This is a genomic window from Hydrogenophaga flava NBRC 102514 (assembly GCF_001571145.1).
Taxonomy (GTDB): domain Bacteria; phylum Pseudomonadota; class Gammaproteobacteria; order Burkholderiales; family Burkholderiaceae_C; genus Hydrogenophaga; species Hydrogenophaga flava.
Genome location: NZ_BCTF01000008.1, coordinates 17,603 through 33,694, shown reverse-complemented (window position 1 = coordinate 33,694; position 16,092 = coordinate 17,603). Strand labels below are relative to the sequence as shown.

The following is a 16,092-nucleotide window of genomic DNA, read 5'->3' as shown; positions in this document are numbered from 1 at the left end:
CGCCCGGAGATTTCGAGACATGAACAAGCTTGGATTTATCGTCACCTCTTTTCTGGTGGCTCTGGCGTTTCTCAGTGCCACCTTTTTTGTGGTCGACCAGCGCCAGTTCGGCGTGGTGTTTCAGCTGGGGGAGATCAAGAAGGTGGTGACCGAGCCGGGGCTTGGTTGGAAAATTCCGCTGGTCCAGAACGTGTCCTACATCGACAAGCGGCTGCTGACGCTGGAGAGCAGTGATGCGGAGCCGACGCTGACGGCGGAAAAGCAGCGTGTGGTGATCGATTGGTATGTGCGCTGGCGCATCAGCGAGCCGCAGCAGTACATCCGCAATGTGGGCCTGAATGAAAGCGCTGGCGCCCTGCAGCTGAACCGTGTGGTGCGCAACTCCTTTCAGCAAGAAGTCAACAAGCGCACGCTCAACGAGCTGCTGTCCAGCCGTCGTGAAGAACTGATGGAGGACGTCAAGCGCGAAGTGCTCCGCGCGGTGGCTGGTGCCGAAAAGCCCTGGGGCATGGATGTGGTCGATGTGCGGATCACGCGAGTGGACTATGCAGAGAGCATCACGGCATCGGTCTACCAGCGCATGGAGACCGAGCGCAAGCGGGTGGCCAACGAGCTGCGCTCCACCGGCTTCGCCGAGGGAGAGAAGATCCGCGCCGATGCCGACCGCCAGCGTGAAGTGATTCTGGCCGACGCCTATAAGCAGGCGCAGGCGGTGAAGGGCGAGGGCGATGCCAAGGCCGCTGCGCTGTACGGTGAGGCATTCGGCAGAGATCCGTCGTTCGCGCAGTTCTATCGGAGTCTGGAGGCGTACAAGGCCAGCTTCACCGGCAAGTCGGACGTGATGGTGCTGGACCCGTCGTCGGAGTTCTTCAAGGCCATGCGCGGCGCTCCGGCAACCCGCTGAGTGGCGACTTCGCTCTCCGACCTGTTCTGGCCCACGCTGGCGCTGGTCCTCATCTTCGAAGGGCTGATGCCCTTTGTGGCGCCCGGGGTCTGGCGCCGCGTGTTTTCCGAGATGCTGCGCATGCGCGATGGTCAGATCCGTTTTTTCGGTCTGATCTGCCTTCTCTGCGGCGTCGTGCTCTGGTGGTGGGTGGCCTGAACCGCCTCGTCGGATCCGTGCGCCGCACCCGGTAAAATCGCGTTTTTAACAGCCCCTTCATTTCACATGTCTGCCTGGGTCCTCCCGGATCACATTGCCGATGTCCTGCCGTCCGAGGCGCGGCACATCGAAGAACTTCGCAGGGGTTTGCTGGACACCGCCCGCGGCTATGGCTACGAGCTGGTGATGCCGCCGATGGTCGAGCACCTGGACTCGCTGCTCACGGGTACCGGTGAAGCGCTGGACCTGATGACCTTCAAACTGGTGGACCAGCTGTCCGGCCGCTCGCTGGGGCTTCGTGCCGACAGCACGCCGCAAGTCGCCCGAATCGATGCCCATTTGCTCAACCGGCGGGGTGTGGCTCGCCTGAGCTATTGTGGGCCGGTGGTCCACACCAGGGTCGACCGACCACTGGCCAGCCGGGAGCCCTTGCAGTTCGGCGCTGAAATCTATGGGCATGCGGGCCTGGAGGCTGATCTCGAGGTGGTGGAGCTCGCGCGGGCATGTCTTCACCATGCCGGTGTCCGGCGGCTGCAGCTTGATCTGGCGGATGTGCGCGTGATCGATGCCGTCCTTGCGCCAGTGCAACTGCCGGTCGACTCGGTTCGTTCCATTCATGCTGCCCTCGCGGGCAAGGATGTGCCGAGACTCTCCGAGCTGGCCAAAGGCCTGCCCGGTGCGGTGTGCAACGACCTGATGTCGCTGCCCGGACTGTTTGGTGACGCCTCGATCATCTCCAGGGCGCGATCCCTGCTGACCCCTTCTGCTGCCTTGAAGGTGGCGTTGGATGACCTGCAATGGTTGGCCGACCAGGCTGCAAGCGATGACGTTGTGGTCTCTGTCGACCTGGCCGACCTGCGAGGATACGCCTACTACACCGGTATGCGCTTTGCCGTGTTTGCTCAAGGGCCGCAAGGTGCCGCGATGGAGCTGGCGCGCGGGGGGCGGTACGACGAGGTGGGGGCTGTCTTCGGGCGCAAGCGCCCCGCGGTGGGCTTCAGCCTGGACCTCAAGGAACTGGTTGGTGCGGTGGAGCCGCGTCCTCTGGTCGCGGCCATCCGTTCGCCCTGGGGCATGGAGCCCGGTCTGCGAGAAGCCGTCTCCGAGCTGCGGGCCCAGGGCCACACTGTGGTCTGTGCCTTGCCTGGGCGCGACCATGAAGTCAACGAGTTCCATTGCGACCGCGAACTGGTGCCCGATCCGGCACGCGCGGGTGCCTGGACAGTGAAATCCCTTTAACCGGAATCAAGCAATGAGCAAGAACAGCAGCGCCGCTTCTGCGGGACGCAACGTGGTGGTCGTGGGTACGCAGTGGGGCGATGAAGGCAAAGGCAAGCTCGTTGACTGGCTGACCGAGTCTGCGCAGGGGGTCGTGCGTTTCCAGGGCGGCCACAACGCCGGCCACACGCTGGTGATCAATGGCGTGAAGACCGCACTGCACCTGATTCCCAGCGGCATCATGCGTCCCGGCGTGAAGTGCTACATCGGCAACGGCGTGGTGCTCTCAGTGGGCAAGCTGTTTGAAGAAATCGCCGGGCTTGAAAAGGCCGGTGTGGAGGTGCGTTCGCGTCTTCGCGTGAGCGAGGGCTGTCCGCTGATCCTGCCGTTCCATGCCGCGATCGACGTCGCCCGCGAGGCCGCCAAGGTCAAGGCTGGCAACGAGAAGATCGGCACCACGGGCCGCGGCATCGGCCCGGCCTACGAGGACAAGATCGCCCGTCGCGCATTGCGTGTGATGGACCTCAAGTATCCAGAGCGTTTTGCGACCAAGCTGCGCGAGCTGCTGGCACTGCACAACCATGTGCTCAAGACCTTCCTCCACTCTGCCGAGCTGGCCTGGGACGAGAAGATCGCGGGTTACATGAAGGACGGCGAGATCCAGTTCGATGCGGTCTATGACGAAGCCATGCGCCAGGCCGAGCTGATCAAGCCCATGATCGCCGACGTCTCCCGCGAGCTCAACGAGGCTCACAAGGCGGGTGCCAACCTGCTGTTCGAAGGCGCCCAGGGCACGCTGCTGGACATCGACCACGGCACATACCCGTTCGTGACGTCGAGCAATTGCGTGGCCGGCAATGCAGCGGCCGGGTCAGGCGTCGGGCCGCAGATGCTGCACTACATGCTGGGCATCACCAAGGCCTATTGCACGCGGGTGGGTGGCGGCCCCTTCCCGACCGAGCTGGACTGGGAAGTCCCCGGCACCCCCGGGTATCACATGAGCACCGTGGGTGCTGAAAAAGGTGTGACAACTGGGCGCTCGCGCCGCTGCGGCTGGTTCGATGCCGCGCTGCTCAAGCGTTCGGCCCAGGTGAACGGTCTCACTGGCCTGTGCATCACCAAGCTCGACGTGCTCGACGGTCTGTCCGAGCTCAAGCTGTGCACCGGCTACGAGCTGGATGGCGAGATCATCGACATCCTCCCCGCCGGCGCCGATGAGATCTCTCGCTGCAAGCCGATTTACGAAACCCTGCCGGGCTGGACCGAGAGCTCGGTCGGCAAGACGCGTTATGAGGACTTGCCGGTCAACGCGCAACGCTACCTGGACCGCATCCAGGAGACCACTGGCGTGCCGATCCACGTGGTGTCGACCAGTCCGGACCGTGACCACACCATCCTGCTTCACCATCCGTTCAGTGCCTGAGCCTCGTTGCTCTGGTGCAGAATGAACCAACCCGCGACCACGAACGGAAGACACGCATGCTGACCGAAGACGGCAAACACCTCTACGTCTCGTACGACGAATACCACAACCTGATCGAGAAGCTGGCGCTCAAGGTCTACCAGTCCGGATGGGAGTTCGACACCATCCTGTGTCTGGCGCGGGGTGGCATGCGACCCGGTGACATCCTGTCGCGCATTTTCGATGTGCCGCTGGCGATCATGTCCACCAGCTCCTACCGCGCCAACGCCGGGACCGAGCAGGGCAATCTCGACATCGCCCGCTACATCACTACGCCCAGGGGCAAGATCGCCGGCAAGGTGCTGCTCGTCGACGATCTGGCCGACTCCGGCCACACGCTCAGGGCCGTGATCGACACCCTCAAGAACCACTACAAGCCGATCAGCGAGCTTCGCAGTGCCGTGATCTGGACCAAGGCGGTGTCGGTGTTCACGCCCGACTACTCGGTCGAGTTCCTGCCGACCAACCCCTGGATCCATCAGCCGTTCGAGAGCTACGACAGCATGCGACCGGCGCAGTTGCTCGAAAAGTGGAAGCTCTGAGCTCAATGTCAGACCTTTCCACCCGACTCATCCATCATCCTTACCGCCCTCCCGAGGGCTTTGACGCCGTTGCGCCCGGCGTCCACAAGGCGTCCACCGTCCTGTTCAAGGACGTGCATGCCCTTCGCACGCAGGAGTGGGTCGACAAGAGCGGCTACACCTATGGCCTTCACGGCACGCCGACCACCTTCACGCTGGAAGAGCGCATCGCCACCATTGAAGGCGGGCAGTACTGCGTGCTGGCGCCCAGTGGCCTGTCGGCGCTGACCTTGGTCGACATGAGCTTCCTGCGTCAGGGCGATGAGGTGCTGCTGCCCGACAACGCCTACGGGCCGGGCAAGGCGTTCGCCGCTGGCGAGCTCGCGCACTGGGGCATCACTCACCGCTACTACGACCCCCTGGATCCGGCGGACCTGGCCAGCCGCCTGTCACCGGCCACGCGCCTGGTATGGATCGAGGCACCGGGCTCGATCACGCTGGAGTTTCCGGACATTCCGGCGCTGGTGGCGGTGGTTCGAAGCGCCAACCAGGGCAGGGCGGACGACCGCCGCATCCTGACCGCGCTGGACAACACCTGGGGTGCCGGCATTGCCTTCTGTCCGTTCGACCTGGGTGTTGACATCTCCATGCAGGCGCTGACCAAGTACCCCAGCGGGGGCGCCGACGTTCTGATGGGCTCCGTGGTGACGCGCGACCACGCACTGCACCACCAACTGCTGTTGTGCCACATGCGCCTGGGTCTGGGTGTCAGCGGCAACGACACCGAGCTGGTGCTGCGGGGCCTGGCCTCCATGCCCTTGCGCTACCAGGCGCAGGACGTGACCACGCGGGCGTTGGCCAAATGGATGCAGGACCAGCCGGGCGTCGTGCGCGTTCTGCATCCGGCGCTGCCGGGTTCTCCGGGGCACGAAGCATGGGCACGCGACGCGACCGCGGCGGCCTGCCTGTTCAGCGCCGTGTTTGACGAGCGCTTCTCACAGCACCAGATCGACGCTTTCTGCGACTGCCTGCGACTGTTCCGTCCTGGCTGGAGCTGGGCGGGACCGATCAGTCTCTGCGCGCCGTACAACGTGCCAGCCATCCGCACCCGGCCCTGGGCGCACAAAGGTGGGCTGGTGCGGTTTGCCATCGGCCTGGAAAGCGCCGATGATCTCCGGACCGACTTGGCTCAAGCCCTAGCGGCCCTTCACACCTGACCAATTCACCACCTCAACCTCGGAAATACCCCCTTGGCCACACCCAACTACGGATACGAAAAACGCCAACGCGAGCTCGCCAAGAAGCAGAAGAAAGAGGAGAAGCTGCGCAACAAGGCCGAGCGCAAGACACATGGCGATGGCAGCCCTGACGAGCAGGATGCCACCCAGAGTCCGGAAACAGGCAGCGACAGCTCCGAAGCCGGGACATCTTCAGGGGGCTGATCTGCTGCAGTCAGGGGCTGAGCAGGCTGCGGGCAGCGGTATGCATCGATTGGTCCGAGCCTGAGTTCAGGCTGCACGGAACAGCTTGGCCATATAGCGCGAAGTTGCGTTCTATGGACGCCGCATATGTCGGATCGTAGTGCTGCCTGAGCAGGTCCAACACCACTTCCTTGGTGCGTCCGGCACGCACTTTTTCAATCCACTCGCCCACCACGGCCTTCCCGCGCAGTTCGGTCAGCGCTTCCAGCCGTTGGCAGAAGTGCTCGCTGTCCTTGACGAAGAAGTCGTAGTCTTCCATCAGCAGGGCCACGCGTTCTTCATCGGGCAACCGCAGGTCGATACAGGGGCTGGCGCGCATGGTGTCGATCAGTGCATCAGGCACGCGCAAGTTGCCCACCTTCTTGCTCTCGCTCTCGACGAACACGGGACGCGCAGGGTCGAAGGCCTGCAGCGCCGCCCAGATCAGGCTGTCGAAGCGCTTCTGGCTGGGCTGTTCCACGCCAGGGATATGCCCGAGCACCGAGCTGCGGTGGCGGGCCAGACCTTCCAGGTCCAGCACCTGGGCACCTTCGGCCGCCAGCGCGTGCAGCAGGCGGGTCTTGCCGCTCCCGGTGGGGCCGCAGACCACGCGGTAGTGCAGGCGCTGCGCCTGCGCAGGCAGGTCGTCCACGAGGGCGGCGCGCCAGGCCTTGTAGCCTCCCTCGATCAGGGTGACCTGGAACCCGATCGCGCCCAGGATGGTGGCCAGTGCGCCGCTGCGGTTGCCGCCGCGCCAGCAATAGACCAGCGGTTTCCAGCCCTTGGGCTTGTCCAGCACCTCGCGCTCGATGTGCGCCGCGATGTTGCGGGCCGCCAGCGCCGCGCCGCGCTTCTTGGCCTCGAAGGCATCGATCTGCTTGTACATGGTGCCGATCAGGATGCGCTCGGCGTTGTTCAGGCTGGGCCAGTTCAGCGCACCGGGCACGTGGTCGAGCGCGTGTTCATCTTCGGAGCGGGCGTCGACAACGGCGTCGAACTCACCGAGGCGGTGCAGTGCGTCGGAGGCGGGCAGGGTGCGGACGGGCATCCGTCGATTATCGTTTCGGCAGCAAGGGCGCGAGCACCGGCCAGACGTTGTTGGCGATCGTGGCCTGGGCGGCCTCGTTGGGGTGGATGCGGTCGTCCTGGAACAGCAGGGTAGGGTCGGGCAGGTCGGCCACGCCCTTGAGCAGGAAGGGCACGAGGGCGGCCTTCTCTGCGCTGGCCACCTGCTGGAAAAGGTCGCGGAAGTCGCGGGTGTACTGGCTGCCGTAGTTGGGCGGCACCTGCATGCCCACAATGACCACCTTGGCGCCGGCCGCCTTCGACGCCTTCGCCATGGCGGTCAGATTGTCGCGTGTCATGTTCAACGGTAGGCCGCGCAACGCGTCGTTGGCCCCCAGCTCGATGACCACCACCGCCGGCTTGTGCAGCTTGAGCAGCGCCGGCAGGCGGGACCGGCCACCCGAGGTGGTGTCGGCGCTGATGCCCGCGTTGACCATGCGGGCGGGAATGCCTTCCTTGAGCAGCCGTTCCTGCAGGATCTGCACCCAGCCGCTGCCCCGTTTGAGGCCGTATTCGGCGCTGAGCGAGTCGCCTACCACCAGCACGGACGCGGTGGTGGCCGAGGTCTGTGCCGCAGCGGGCCCGATTGACCCTGTAAGGACGGCAGAGCAGAGGAGGGCGTTAAAGTGGCGGCGTTTCAACTGGCGGGCCTTTCCGGGCGGCTTCATGGCACAAGAAATGATTGTGGTGCAGCATGTGTTCAAGTCGGTCACCGACTCCACGGGCACGCTGACGATTTTGCGCGATATCGATTTCTCCCTGCGCCAAGGGGAAACCGCCGCCATCGTCGGAGCCTCGGGTTCGGGCAAGAGCACCTTGCTGTCCATCATCGCCGGGCTGGACACGCCGACCCGCGGCACCGTGTTCATCGATGGCGTGGACCTGTTCGCCCGCGACGAGGATCAGCGCGCGGCGCTGCGCGCCCAGAAGCTCGGCTTCGTGTTCCAGAGCTTCCAGCTGCTGGGCAACCTGACGGCGCTGGAAAACGTGATGCTGCCGCTGGAACTGGCCGGCCGGCGCGATGCCCGCAGCGCCGCCACCGCCATGCTGCAGCGCGTGGGTCTGGGCGAACGCCTTGGCCACTACCCGAAGGTGCTGTCGGGCGGCGAACAGCAGCGCGTGGCGCTGGCCCGGGCCTTCGTGGTGCAGCCGGCGGTGCTGCTGGCGGACGAACCCACCGGTAGCCTGGACTTTGCGACCGGCGAGAAGGTCATGGAGCTCATGTTCGAGCTCAACCGCGAGCAGGGCACCACCCTGGTGCTGGTGACGCACGACCGGGGCATCGCCCAGCGCTGCGAGCGGCGCATTACCATCGAGGCCGGTCAGGCCAGCGAGCCGGAAGCAGCGGCGGCCTGAGCCGATCGGCAGCGACGCGTGGGGGCTTGATAATCGGGGCATGTCCTCCCCCAAAGTCCTGTTCGGCTTCCACGCCGTGGGCGTGCGCCTGAAAACCGCGCCGCAATCCATCATCGAGATCTATTTCGAGCCGACGCGGCGCGACCAGCGCATGCGGCAGTTCATCGAGCGCGCCAAGGAGGCGGGCGTGCGCCTGATCGAGGCCGATGGCCTGCGCCTGGCCAAACTCGCGGGCAGCCACGGCCACCAGGGCGTCGCAGCCCGGGTCAACGCGCTGGAGCAGGCCCATTCGCTGGACGAACTGCTGGAGAAGCTGGAGGCCGATGGCATCGCGCCGCTGCTGCTAGTGCTCGACGGCGTGACCGATCCCCACAACCTGGGTGCTTGCCTGCGGGTGGCCGACGGTGCGGGTGCGCACGCGGTGATCGCGCCCAAGGACCACGCCGTCGGCATCAACGCGACGGTGGCCAAGGTGGCCAGCGGGGCGGCCGAGACCATGCCGTATTTCATGGTGACCAACCTGGCGCGCACCCTGAACGAACTCAAGGAACGCAACATCTGGGTCATCGGCACCAGTGACGATGCGCCCAAGACGCTGTACCAGGTCGACCTCAAGGGGCCGGTGGCCCTGGTGCTCGGTGCCGAAGGCGACGGCATGCGCCAGCTCACGCGCAAGACCTGCGACGAGCTGGTGGGCATTCCCATGAAGGGCGGCGTCGAAAGCCTCAATGTGTCCGTGGCCAGCGGTGTGTGCCTGTACGAGGCCTTGCGCCAGCGCGGCTGAGTTTTTTCAAGGAAGCCAGCATGAAGCCCATGACGTCCGCATTGGCCTGTGTTCTGGGATTGGTTTTGCTGACCGGGTGCACGCAGGAACAGCAGAACAAGATCAGCCGCGACATCCAGAACTGGACCGGCACCAACGGCGTGCTCGAGATCTACGCTGGCGACAAGCTGGCCCGGCGCTTTTTGTCCATCGACAAGATGAGCACGGCCCTGGGCACCGACGATGGCAAGCCGCGAGCCTACCGCTACGGTTATGGCGTGCTCGACGAGAACCAGAACATGGTCGCCGACCCGGGCGAGAAGAAGGTCTATTTCGAGATCAGCGACTACACCAACGCGGTGTTCTTCGAGAGCCCACGCTGAAAGGTGGCCCGCCGCGGCGGATGGCGGTATGGTTCGCGCTGCCGGACCGATTTCTAGTGTCTGCAACCCCGAGGAGGAACTCATGAACCTGGTAGAACGTGTGCAAGCCATCCTGCTCAAGCCCAAGGCCACCTGGCCGGTCATCGAGGGCGAGCCGGACGACATCCCCGGCCTTTACAAGAACTACCTGGTCTATCTGGCCGGTGTGTCGTCGGTGGCGGCCTTCATCGGCTTCAGCCTGGTCGGCACGGGCATGATGGGCATCCATTTCCGGGTCCCGATCCTGGCGGGGCTGGCCAACATGGTGGTCGGTTTCGTGCTGACCCTGGTGATGATTTATGTGCTGGCCCTGGTGGCCAATGCGCTGGCCCCGAGCTTCGGCGGCCAGAAGGACATGGGCAAGGCCTTCAAGCTGGTGGCCTACGGCGCCACCGCCGGTCTGCTGGGCGGGGTGTTCAACCTGCTGCCGGCGCTGTCCATGCTGGGCCTGCTGGCCGCGCTCTATTCGATCTACCTGCTCTATACGGGTGTGCCGGTGATGATGAAGGTGCCCGAGGGCAAGGCGCTGGGTTTCACGGCCGTGCTGATCGTCTGCGGCATCGTGGCCAGTATCGTGGTGATGACCGTGGGCAGCCTGTTCAGCGGCGGTGCCGGCATGATGATGGGCGGCGCCAGCGCCCCCGCGGGGGACGTGAGCATCAAAGTGCCGGGCTCTGAAGTCACCATCAACACCGCGCAGCTGGAAGAGGCGGCCAAGAAGATGGAAGAGGCCAGCAAGCAGATGGAGGCGGCCCAGGCCAAGGGCGACTCGGAGGCCGCGGGCAAGGCGCTGGGCGAGATGATGGGCGCGGCCATGGGCGGCGGCCAGGGTGGTCAGCCGTTCGCTCCCGATGCGCTGCAGACCTTTGTGCCGGCCAAGCTCGCCGGCATGGAACGCACCGCCATCGAGGCCCGCGCGGATTCGGCCATGGGCATGACCTTTTCCAGCGTCACATCGGAGTTCCGCAACGACGCGGGCCGTGTTGAGGTCAAGGTGCAGGACATCGGCGCCATGCCCGCCCTGATGATGGCGATGGGGGCCTGGGCGCAGAGCACGGTCAGCCGCGAGACCCAGGACGAGGTCGAGAAGGTCTACAAGAAAGACGGCGTGGCCTTCAAGGAGGAATACCGCAAGGACGGTTCGAGCGCCGAGATGTCGATGATGCTGGCCAATGGCGTGCTGATCGAGGTCAGCGGCGACAACGTGAACATCGACGGCGTGCGCGCTGCCATGAACGCACTGGACGTCAAGGGCCTGTCCGGCCTGCAGCGGCAGAAGTAAACCGGCTCAGACCCAGCCCAGCGCGCCCACCAGCGCGCCCGCGCCGATCATCCAGAGCAGGTGCAGCCGGGTGCGCCAGACCAGCAGCGCAGCGCAGACGGTCAGCAACCACAGGGGCCAGTCACGCGCTGGGTCGTTGTGGGCCGCGCTCAGCAGCCAGCCGGTGGCGATCAGCAGGGCGATCACGATAGGTGCCATGCCGGTCTTGAAGGCCCGCACGGCGCGCAGTTCCCGGTTGCGGTGGCCCCACTGGGTGGCGGTGTAGGTGAGGATGGACGAGGGCAGCATGATGGCCACCAGCGTCACCACCACGCCCAGCAGCGCCAGGGCCCAGGCCAGCCAGCCCGCCGAGGGGCCTCCGCCCGCATTCAGACCCACGTTCCAGCCCAGCAGCGCGACGAACAGCACGTTCGGGCCCGGTGCGGCCTGCGAGAGGGCGATGGACGAGTTGAACTGCGCGTCGCTCAGCCACTGCTGCTCGCCCACCAGGTAGCGGTGCATGTCGGGTGCCGTGGTGATGGCACCGCCGATGGCCAGCAATGACAGCGAGGCGAAGTGCAGGAACAGGTCCAGCCAGTTGGCAAAGGTAGGCGCCATGCTCATGCTTGGGTCTCCTTGCCGGCACGGCCCAGCACCCGGTAGGCCCAGAAGCAGGCGCCGCCGCCGATGACCAGCAGCACCCAGGCCAGCGGCAGGCGCAGCAGGGCGATGGCGACGAAGGTGAGGGCGGCCAGGCCGATGCAGACCCACAGGCCCATGGCGTTCTTGTCCAGCGCGCCGATCAGCTTGATGCCGGTGGCGGTGATCAGGCCGGCGGCCACAGCGCCCATTCCGCGCAGTGCACCCTGCGCCGCGGCGCTGTCGGCCACGCTGCCATACAGCGCAGCCAGCAGCAGCACCAGGACCAAGGGTGCCGCGAGCATGCCCGCGAGTGCGGCCAGCGCGCCAGGCAGGCCGAAGTAGCGGCCGCCGATCATCAGCGAGAGGTTGACCACGTTGGGGCCGGGCATGATCTGCGCCACGGCCCAGTCCTCGACGAACTGTTCGCGGGTCATCCAGCGCTTCTTCTCCACCAGCTCGCGCTGCACAACGGCCAGCACCCCGCCGAAGCCCTGCAGGGCCAGCCAGGTGAAGGACAGGAAGAGGTCGGTGCGCGAGCGGGGACGTTGGAGGTCGGCGTCGGTGGATGGTGTGTGTTCGGGCATGTCCGGATTATCCCGGGCGCCCGAAGGTCACACCGACATGCCGCCGGAAACCTCGATGACAGCCCCGTTGATGTAGCTGGCCTCGTCACTGGCCAGGAAGGCGTAAACGTTGGCGATTTCTTCGGGCTGGCCCAGGCGCTTCAGCGGCACGCGGTGCTCCATCTCCTGGATCACCTTGTCGGGGATGGTGCTCAGGATCGGTGTGCTGATGAAGCCGGGGGCGACCGCGTTGACGCGCACGCCCTTGGGGCCGAGCTCGCGGCTCCAGGTCTTGGTGAAGCCGATCACGCCGAACTTGGTGGCGGCGTAGTTGGTCTGGCCGAAGTTGCCGTAAATGCCGACCACCGAGGAGGCGTTGAGGATCACGCCGCTGCCCTGCGCCGTCATGGTGTCGGCCACGGCCTGCGCGCAATGGAAGACCCCGCGCAGGTTGACATCGATCACCTTGTCGAACTGCTCCAGCGTCATCTTCTGCAGGCGCGCGTCCTGCGTGATGCCGGCGTTGTTCACCAGCACGTCGATGCGGCCGAAGTACTCCTTCACCTGGGCGACCACCGCGTCGACCATGTCGCGCTGGGTCACGTCCATCACGAAGCCCACGGCCGTGGCGCCCGCGGCCTGGCATTGCTTCACGGCCTCGTCGACTGCGGCCTGCCTGACGTCGCAGACGACAACGGTGGCGCCTTCGCGCGCGAACTTCAGGGCCGTGGCCAGGCCGATGCCTTGTGCCGCGCCCGTGATGAGAGAGATCTTTCCTTCGAGTCGTTTCATGAATCAGTAATGGGGTTGGTGTTGACGCAGCGCGGCTTTCACCGCGTCCGCGAGTATGAAGCCGCTGCCGTGGCGGGCGGCCAGCTCGGCGCAGCGCCGCTCGAATGCGTCGATACCCATGCCGTAGATGAACTGCAGCGCGCCGCCCGTCCAGGCCGGGAAGCCGATGCCGAAGATGGAGCCGATGTTGCCGTCGTGCACGCTGGTCAGCACGCCTTCGGCCAGGCAGCGCGCGGTCTCCACCGCCTGGCGGTAGAGCAGTCGGTCTTTCACGTCCTGCAGGTTCCAGTCGACACCCGGCTTTTCATAGAGCGCCTTGAGCTGGGGCCAGAGATGCTTCTTGCCGCCCTCGGGGTAGTCGTAGAAGCCGCCGCCCGCCGCGCGGCCCGGGCGCTTGTGTTGCTTGACCATCTGCTCCACCAGGGTCTCGCCGGGCGTCGCGACGTACTGTTGGCCTTCCTTCTGGAAGTCGAGGCGGGTCTGCTCCAGCACATGCACCGACAGGCTGAGCGCGGTCTCGTCCAGCACGGCCAGCGGACCGACTGGCATGCCGGCCTGCATGGCGGCGTTTTCGATCACCGGCGCCGGGATGCCTTCGCCCAGCATGGCCGCGCCCTCCATCACGAAGGTGCCGAAGGTGCGGCTGGTGTAGAAGCCGCGCGAATCGTTGACGACGATGGGCAGCTTGCCCAGGGCCTGCACGTAGTCATAGGCGCGCGCGATGGTCTCGTCGTCGGTGTCCTTGCCGCGGATGATCTCGACCAGCTTCATCTTGTCCACCGGGCTGAAGAAGTGGATGCCGACGAACTTCTGCGGCTTCGCGCTGACCTGGGCCAGGCCGGAGATGGGCAGGGTGGATGTATTGCTGGCGAAGAAACCGCCCTCGGTGAGCATGGGCTCGGCCTCCTTGGTCACCATGGCCTTGAGTTCGCGCTGCTCGAACACCGCCTCGATGATCAGGTCGCAGCCCTGCAGGTCGGCGGCGCTGGCGGTGGGGGTGATGAGGTTCAGGATGCCCTGCTGCTTCTCGGCGCCCATCTGGCCCTTGTCGACCCGCTTCTGCGTGAGCTTCGAGGTGTACGACTTGCCTTTCTCGGCGGCCTCAACGCTCACGTCCTTGAGCACGGTGGCGATGCCTTTGGTGGCTTGCGCATAGGCGATGCCCGAGCCCATCATGCCGGCGCCCAGCACGCCCACCTTCTTTGGCTGGTAACGCGGCACGTCCTTCGGGCGCGACTGACCGCCCTTGATGGCGTTCATGTTGAAGAAGAAGGTGTTGATCATGTTGCGCGCCACGCCACCGGTCATCAGCCCGGCCAGGTAGCGGCTTTCCACGCGCATGGCGGTGTCGAAGTCCACCATCGCGCCTTCGACCATGGCGGCCAGGGCTGCCTCGGGCGCGGGGTAGAGGCCGCGTGTCTTCTGCTTGAGCACGGCCGGCGCCACCGTCAGCATGCCGGCGATCTTGGGGTTGCTCGGCGTGCCACCGGGCATCTTGTAATCCTTGCGGTCCCAGACGTGGGTGCAGGCCTCGGGCTTGCCTTGCGCGGCTTCGATGAAGGCGAGGGCGCGCGGCAGCAGCTCCTCGGGTGAGGCGACCAGTTCATGCACCACGCCGATCTTCAGCGCTTCCTCGGGGCCGAACAGCTTGCTTTCCAGGATGTAGGGCTGCGCCGCCATCAGGCCCAGCAAGCGGGTCATCTTGGTGATGCCGCCGCCGCCCGGGATCAGGCCCAGCGTGATCTCGGGCAGGCCGAACTGGATTTTGGGGTTGTTGACGGCGATGCGGTGGTGGCCGACCAGGGCCACCTCCCAGCCGCCGCCCAGCGCCGCACCGTTCAGGCAGGACACCACCGGCACGCCCTGCGTCTCGATGGTGCGGAAGTTCTTCTTGATGCGCTCGATTTCCTTGAACACGCGCGGGCCGTCGGCCTCGGTCGAGCGCATCACGCCCTTGAGGTCGGCGCCGGCGAAGAAGGTGCTCTTGGCCGAGGCCAGCACGATGCCCTTGAGCTGGGCCTTGTCCTTCGCCACCTGCGCCGCAATGGCGTCCAGGTCGTCCTGCCACTGCAGGCACATGGTGTTGACCGGCGAGCCCTGCTCGTCGAAGGTGATGGTGGCAATGCCGTTCGCGAGCTCGTAGCGGATGGTTTTGGTGATCATGTTCGTGGTCTCCGCTTTCGATCAGACGCGTTCAACAATCGTCGCGATGCCCATGCCGCCGCCGACGCAGAGAGTGGCCAGGCCGTAGCGTTTGCCTGTCCGGTGCAGCTCGTCGATCAGGGTGTTCAGGATCATGGCGCCGGTCGCGCCCAGCGGGTGGCCCAGGGCGATGGCGCCGCCGTTGACGTTGACCTTTTCGTGCGGCACACCCATCTCCTGCATGAACTTCATGGGCACGGCGGCGAAAGCTTCGTTCACCTCGAACAGGTCGATCTGGTCGATGCTCAGGCCCGCCTTGGCCAGCGCCTTGCGCGCGGCGGGCATGGGGCCGGTGAGCATGATGGTCGGGTCGGCGCCCGAGAGTGCGACCGCCACGATGCGGGCGCGCGGCGTGAAGCCGTGGGTCTTGCCGGCGGCCTCGCTGCCGATCAGGATAGCCGCCGCGCCGTCCACGATGCCGGACGAGTTGCCGGCGTGGTGCACGTGGTGGATGCGTTCGACCTGCGGGTAACGTTGCAGGGCCACGGCGTCGAAGCCCATGGCGCCGAGCTGCTCGAACGCGGGCTTGAGACCGGCCAGGCCTTCCATGGTGGTGCCCGGCTTGATGAACTCGTCTTTCTCCAGGATGGTCAGGCCCATCTTGTCCTTGACCGGCACGACCGAGCGGTCGAAGTGGCCGGCGGCGCGGGCGGCGGTGGCGCGCTTCTGCGATTCGAGGGCGAAGGCGTCCACGTCCTGGCGGGAAAAGCCGTTGAGCGTGGCGATCAGGTCGGCGCCGATGCCTTGCGGCACGAAGAGGGTGGCGCTGTTGGTTTCCGGGTCCTGCGCCCAGGCACCGCCGTCCGAGCCGATGGGCACGCGGCTCATGCTTTCGACGCCACCGGCGACGACCAGGTCTTCCCAGCCGCTTCTCACCTTCATCGCGGCCATGTTCACGGCTTCCAGGCCCGAGGCGCAGAAGCGGTTGAGCTGCACACCCGCGCAGCGCCAGTCCCAGCCGGCCTTGAGCGCTGCGACCTTGGGTAGCACCGAACCCTGCTCGCCGATGGGCGAGACCACGCCCATGACGACGTCGTCCACGGCGGCGGTGTCCAGGTCGTTGCGTTTCTGGAGTTCGGTCAGCAGACCGGCCAGCAGGTTGACGGGCTTGACCTCGTGCAGGCTGCCGTCCTTCTTGCCCTTGCCGCGCGGGGTGCGGATGGCGTCGTAGACGAAGGCTTCGCTCATCGTGTCTCCTATGGGGAAAAGTCCGGTACCGGACCCAATCGGATCAGTATAGACTTTTGCCAAGCATTTGCTTTG

Annotated in this window: 18 protein-coding genes; 11 read left to right on the top strand and 7 right to left on the bottom strand. The window is 65.7% G+C overall.

Translation table 11 applies throughout. The features are described from left to right. Window positions 1-19: 19 nt before the first annotated feature. From hflC to HFL01S_RS08710, 7 genes are all read left to right on the top strand, one after another. A complete protein-coding gene (gene hflC / locus HFL01S_RS08740; RefSeq protein ID WP_066257483.1) occupies window positions 20-904 on the top strand; it encodes a protease modulator HflC in 885 nt (294 codons plus the stop codon). After that, complete coding sequence (locus HFL01S_RS08735) at window positions 905-1,102, top strand: DUF2065 domain-containing protein (RefSeq protein ID WP_066257481.1); 198 nt, start codon at window positions 905-907, stop codon at window positions 1,100-1,102. A 66-nt stretch (window positions 1,103-1,168) separates the two neighbouring features. Continuing rightward, entirely contained in the window at window positions 1,169-2,341 is a 1,173-nt protein-coding gene (locus HFL01S_RS08730) for an ATP phosphoribosyltransferase regulatory subunit (RefSeq protein ID WP_066257479.1), read from the top strand. 13 nt (window positions 2,342-2,354) lie between these two features. Continuing rightward, a complete protein-coding gene (locus HFL01S_RS08725; RefSeq protein WP_066257477.1) occupies window positions 2,355-3,743 on the top strand; it encodes an adenylosuccinate synthase in 1,389 nt (462 codons plus the stop codon). A gap of 56 nt (window positions 3,744-3,799) precedes the next feature. Then, window positions 3,800-4,324, top strand: a complete 525-nt coding sequence (locus HFL01S_RS08720; RefSeq protein ID WP_066257475.1) for a phosphoribosyltransferase — start codon at window positions 3,800-3,802, stop codon at window positions 4,322-4,324. A gap of 5 nt (window positions 4,325-4,329) precedes the next feature. Continuing rightward, window positions 4,330-5,520, top strand: a complete 1,191-nt coding sequence (locus HFL01S_RS08715) for a PLP-dependent transferase (RefSeq protein ID WP_066257473.1) — start codon at window positions 4,330-4,332, stop codon at window positions 5,518-5,520. Between the two features lie 33 nt (window positions 5,521-5,553). After that, window positions 5,554-5,745, top strand: a complete 192-nt coding sequence (locus HFL01S_RS08710; protein ID WP_066257471.1) for a hypothetical protein — start codon at window positions 5,554-5,556, stop codon at window positions 5,743-5,745. Window positions 5,746-5,755: 10 nt separating this feature from the next. Here the strand turns inward: HFL01S_RS08710 and mnmH are convergent, their stop codons facing one another. Then, window positions 5,756-6,811 carry a tRNA 2-selenouridine(34) synthase MnmH gene (gene mnmH, locus HFL01S_RS08705; RefSeq protein ID WP_066257469.1) on the bottom strand — a complete coding sequence of 352 codons (1,056 nt, stop codon included), beginning with the start codon at window positions 6,809-6,811 and terminating at the stop codon, window positions 5,756-5,758. Between the two features lie 7 nt (window positions 6,812-6,818). Beyond that, window positions 6,819-7,496 carry an arylesterase gene (locus HFL01S_RS08700; RefSeq protein WP_084383169.1) on the bottom strand — a complete coding sequence of 226 codons (678 nt, stop codon included), beginning with the start codon at window positions 7,494-7,496 and terminating at the stop codon, window positions 6,819-6,821. Here HFL01S_RS08700 and HFL01S_RS08695 point away from each other — a divergent pair. From HFL01S_RS08695 to HFL01S_RS25655, 4 genes are all read left to right on the top strand, one after another. Next, window positions 7,495-8,184, top strand: coding sequence for an ABC transporter ATP-binding protein (locus HFL01S_RS08695; protein WP_066154161.1), 690 nt, complete (start codon window positions 7,495-7,497; stop codon window positions 8,182-8,184). The genes HFL01S_RS08700 and HFL01S_RS08695 overlap by 2 nt on opposite strands. 40 nt (window positions 8,185-8,224) lie before the next feature. Next, window positions 8,225-8,968 carry a 23S rRNA (guanosine(2251)-2'-O)-methyltransferase RlmB gene (gene rlmB, locus HFL01S_RS08690; protein WP_066154159.1) on the top strand — a complete coding sequence of 248 codons (744 nt, stop codon included), beginning with the start codon at window positions 8,225-8,227 and terminating at the stop codon, window positions 8,966-8,968. A gap of 20 nt (window positions 8,969-8,988) precedes the next feature. Further along, complete coding sequence (locus HFL01S_RS08685; RefSeq protein ID WP_066257463.1) at window positions 8,989-9,330, top strand: hypothetical protein; 342 nt, start codon at window positions 8,989-8,991, stop codon at window positions 9,328-9,330. A gap of 82 nt (window positions 9,331-9,412) precedes the next feature. Next, the gene (locus tag HFL01S_RS25655; RefSeq protein ID WP_066257461.1) at window positions 9,413-10,651 is read left to right on the top strand and encodes a Yip1 family protein; all 1,239 of its coding nucleotides are present in this window, start codon (window positions 9,413-9,415) and stop codon (window positions 10,649-10,651) included. Window positions 10,652-10,657: 6 nt separating this feature from the next. On the opposite strand, the gene HFL01S_RS08675 is transcribed toward HFL01S_RS25655, so the two are convergent. From HFL01S_RS08675 to HFL01S_RS08655, 5 genes are read right to left on the bottom strand one after another with little or no spacing between them, the layout of a single operon-like run. Next, the gene (locus HFL01S_RS08675) at window positions 10,658-11,254 is read right to left on the bottom strand and encodes a chromate transporter (protein WP_066257458.1); all 597 of its coding nucleotides are present in this window, start codon (window positions 11,252-11,254) and stop codon (window positions 10,658-10,660) included. Further along, on the bottom strand, window positions 11,251-11,856 hold the full coding sequence (locus HFL01S_RS08670) for a chromate transporter (protein WP_066257457.1): 606 nt from the start codon (window positions 11,854-11,856) through the stop codon (window positions 11,251-11,253). Before HFL01S_RS08670 ends, HFL01S_RS08675 begins: the two co-directional genes overlap by 4 nt. A gap of 27 nt (window positions 11,857-11,883) precedes the next feature. Next, window positions 11,884-12,627 (bottom strand): 3-oxoacyl-ACP reductase FabG, encoded by a 744-nt coding sequence (gene fabG / locus HFL01S_RS08665; protein ID WP_066257455.1) that lies wholly within the window; start codon window positions 12,625-12,627, stop codon window positions 11,884-11,886. A gap of 3 nt (window positions 12,628-12,630) precedes the next feature. Then, complete coding sequence (locus HFL01S_RS08660; RefSeq protein ID WP_066257453.1) at window positions 12,631-14,790, bottom strand: 3-hydroxyacyl-CoA dehydrogenase NAD-binding domain-containing protein; 2,160 nt, start codon at window positions 14,788-14,790, stop codon at window positions 12,631-12,633. Window positions 14,791-14,811: 21 nt separating this feature from the next. Beyond that, entirely contained in the window at window positions 14,812-16,017 is a 1,206-nt protein-coding gene (locus tag HFL01S_RS08655) for an acetyl-CoA C-acetyltransferase (protein ID WP_066257447.1), read from the bottom strand. Between the last annotated feature and the right edge of the window lie 75 nt (window positions 16,018-16,092).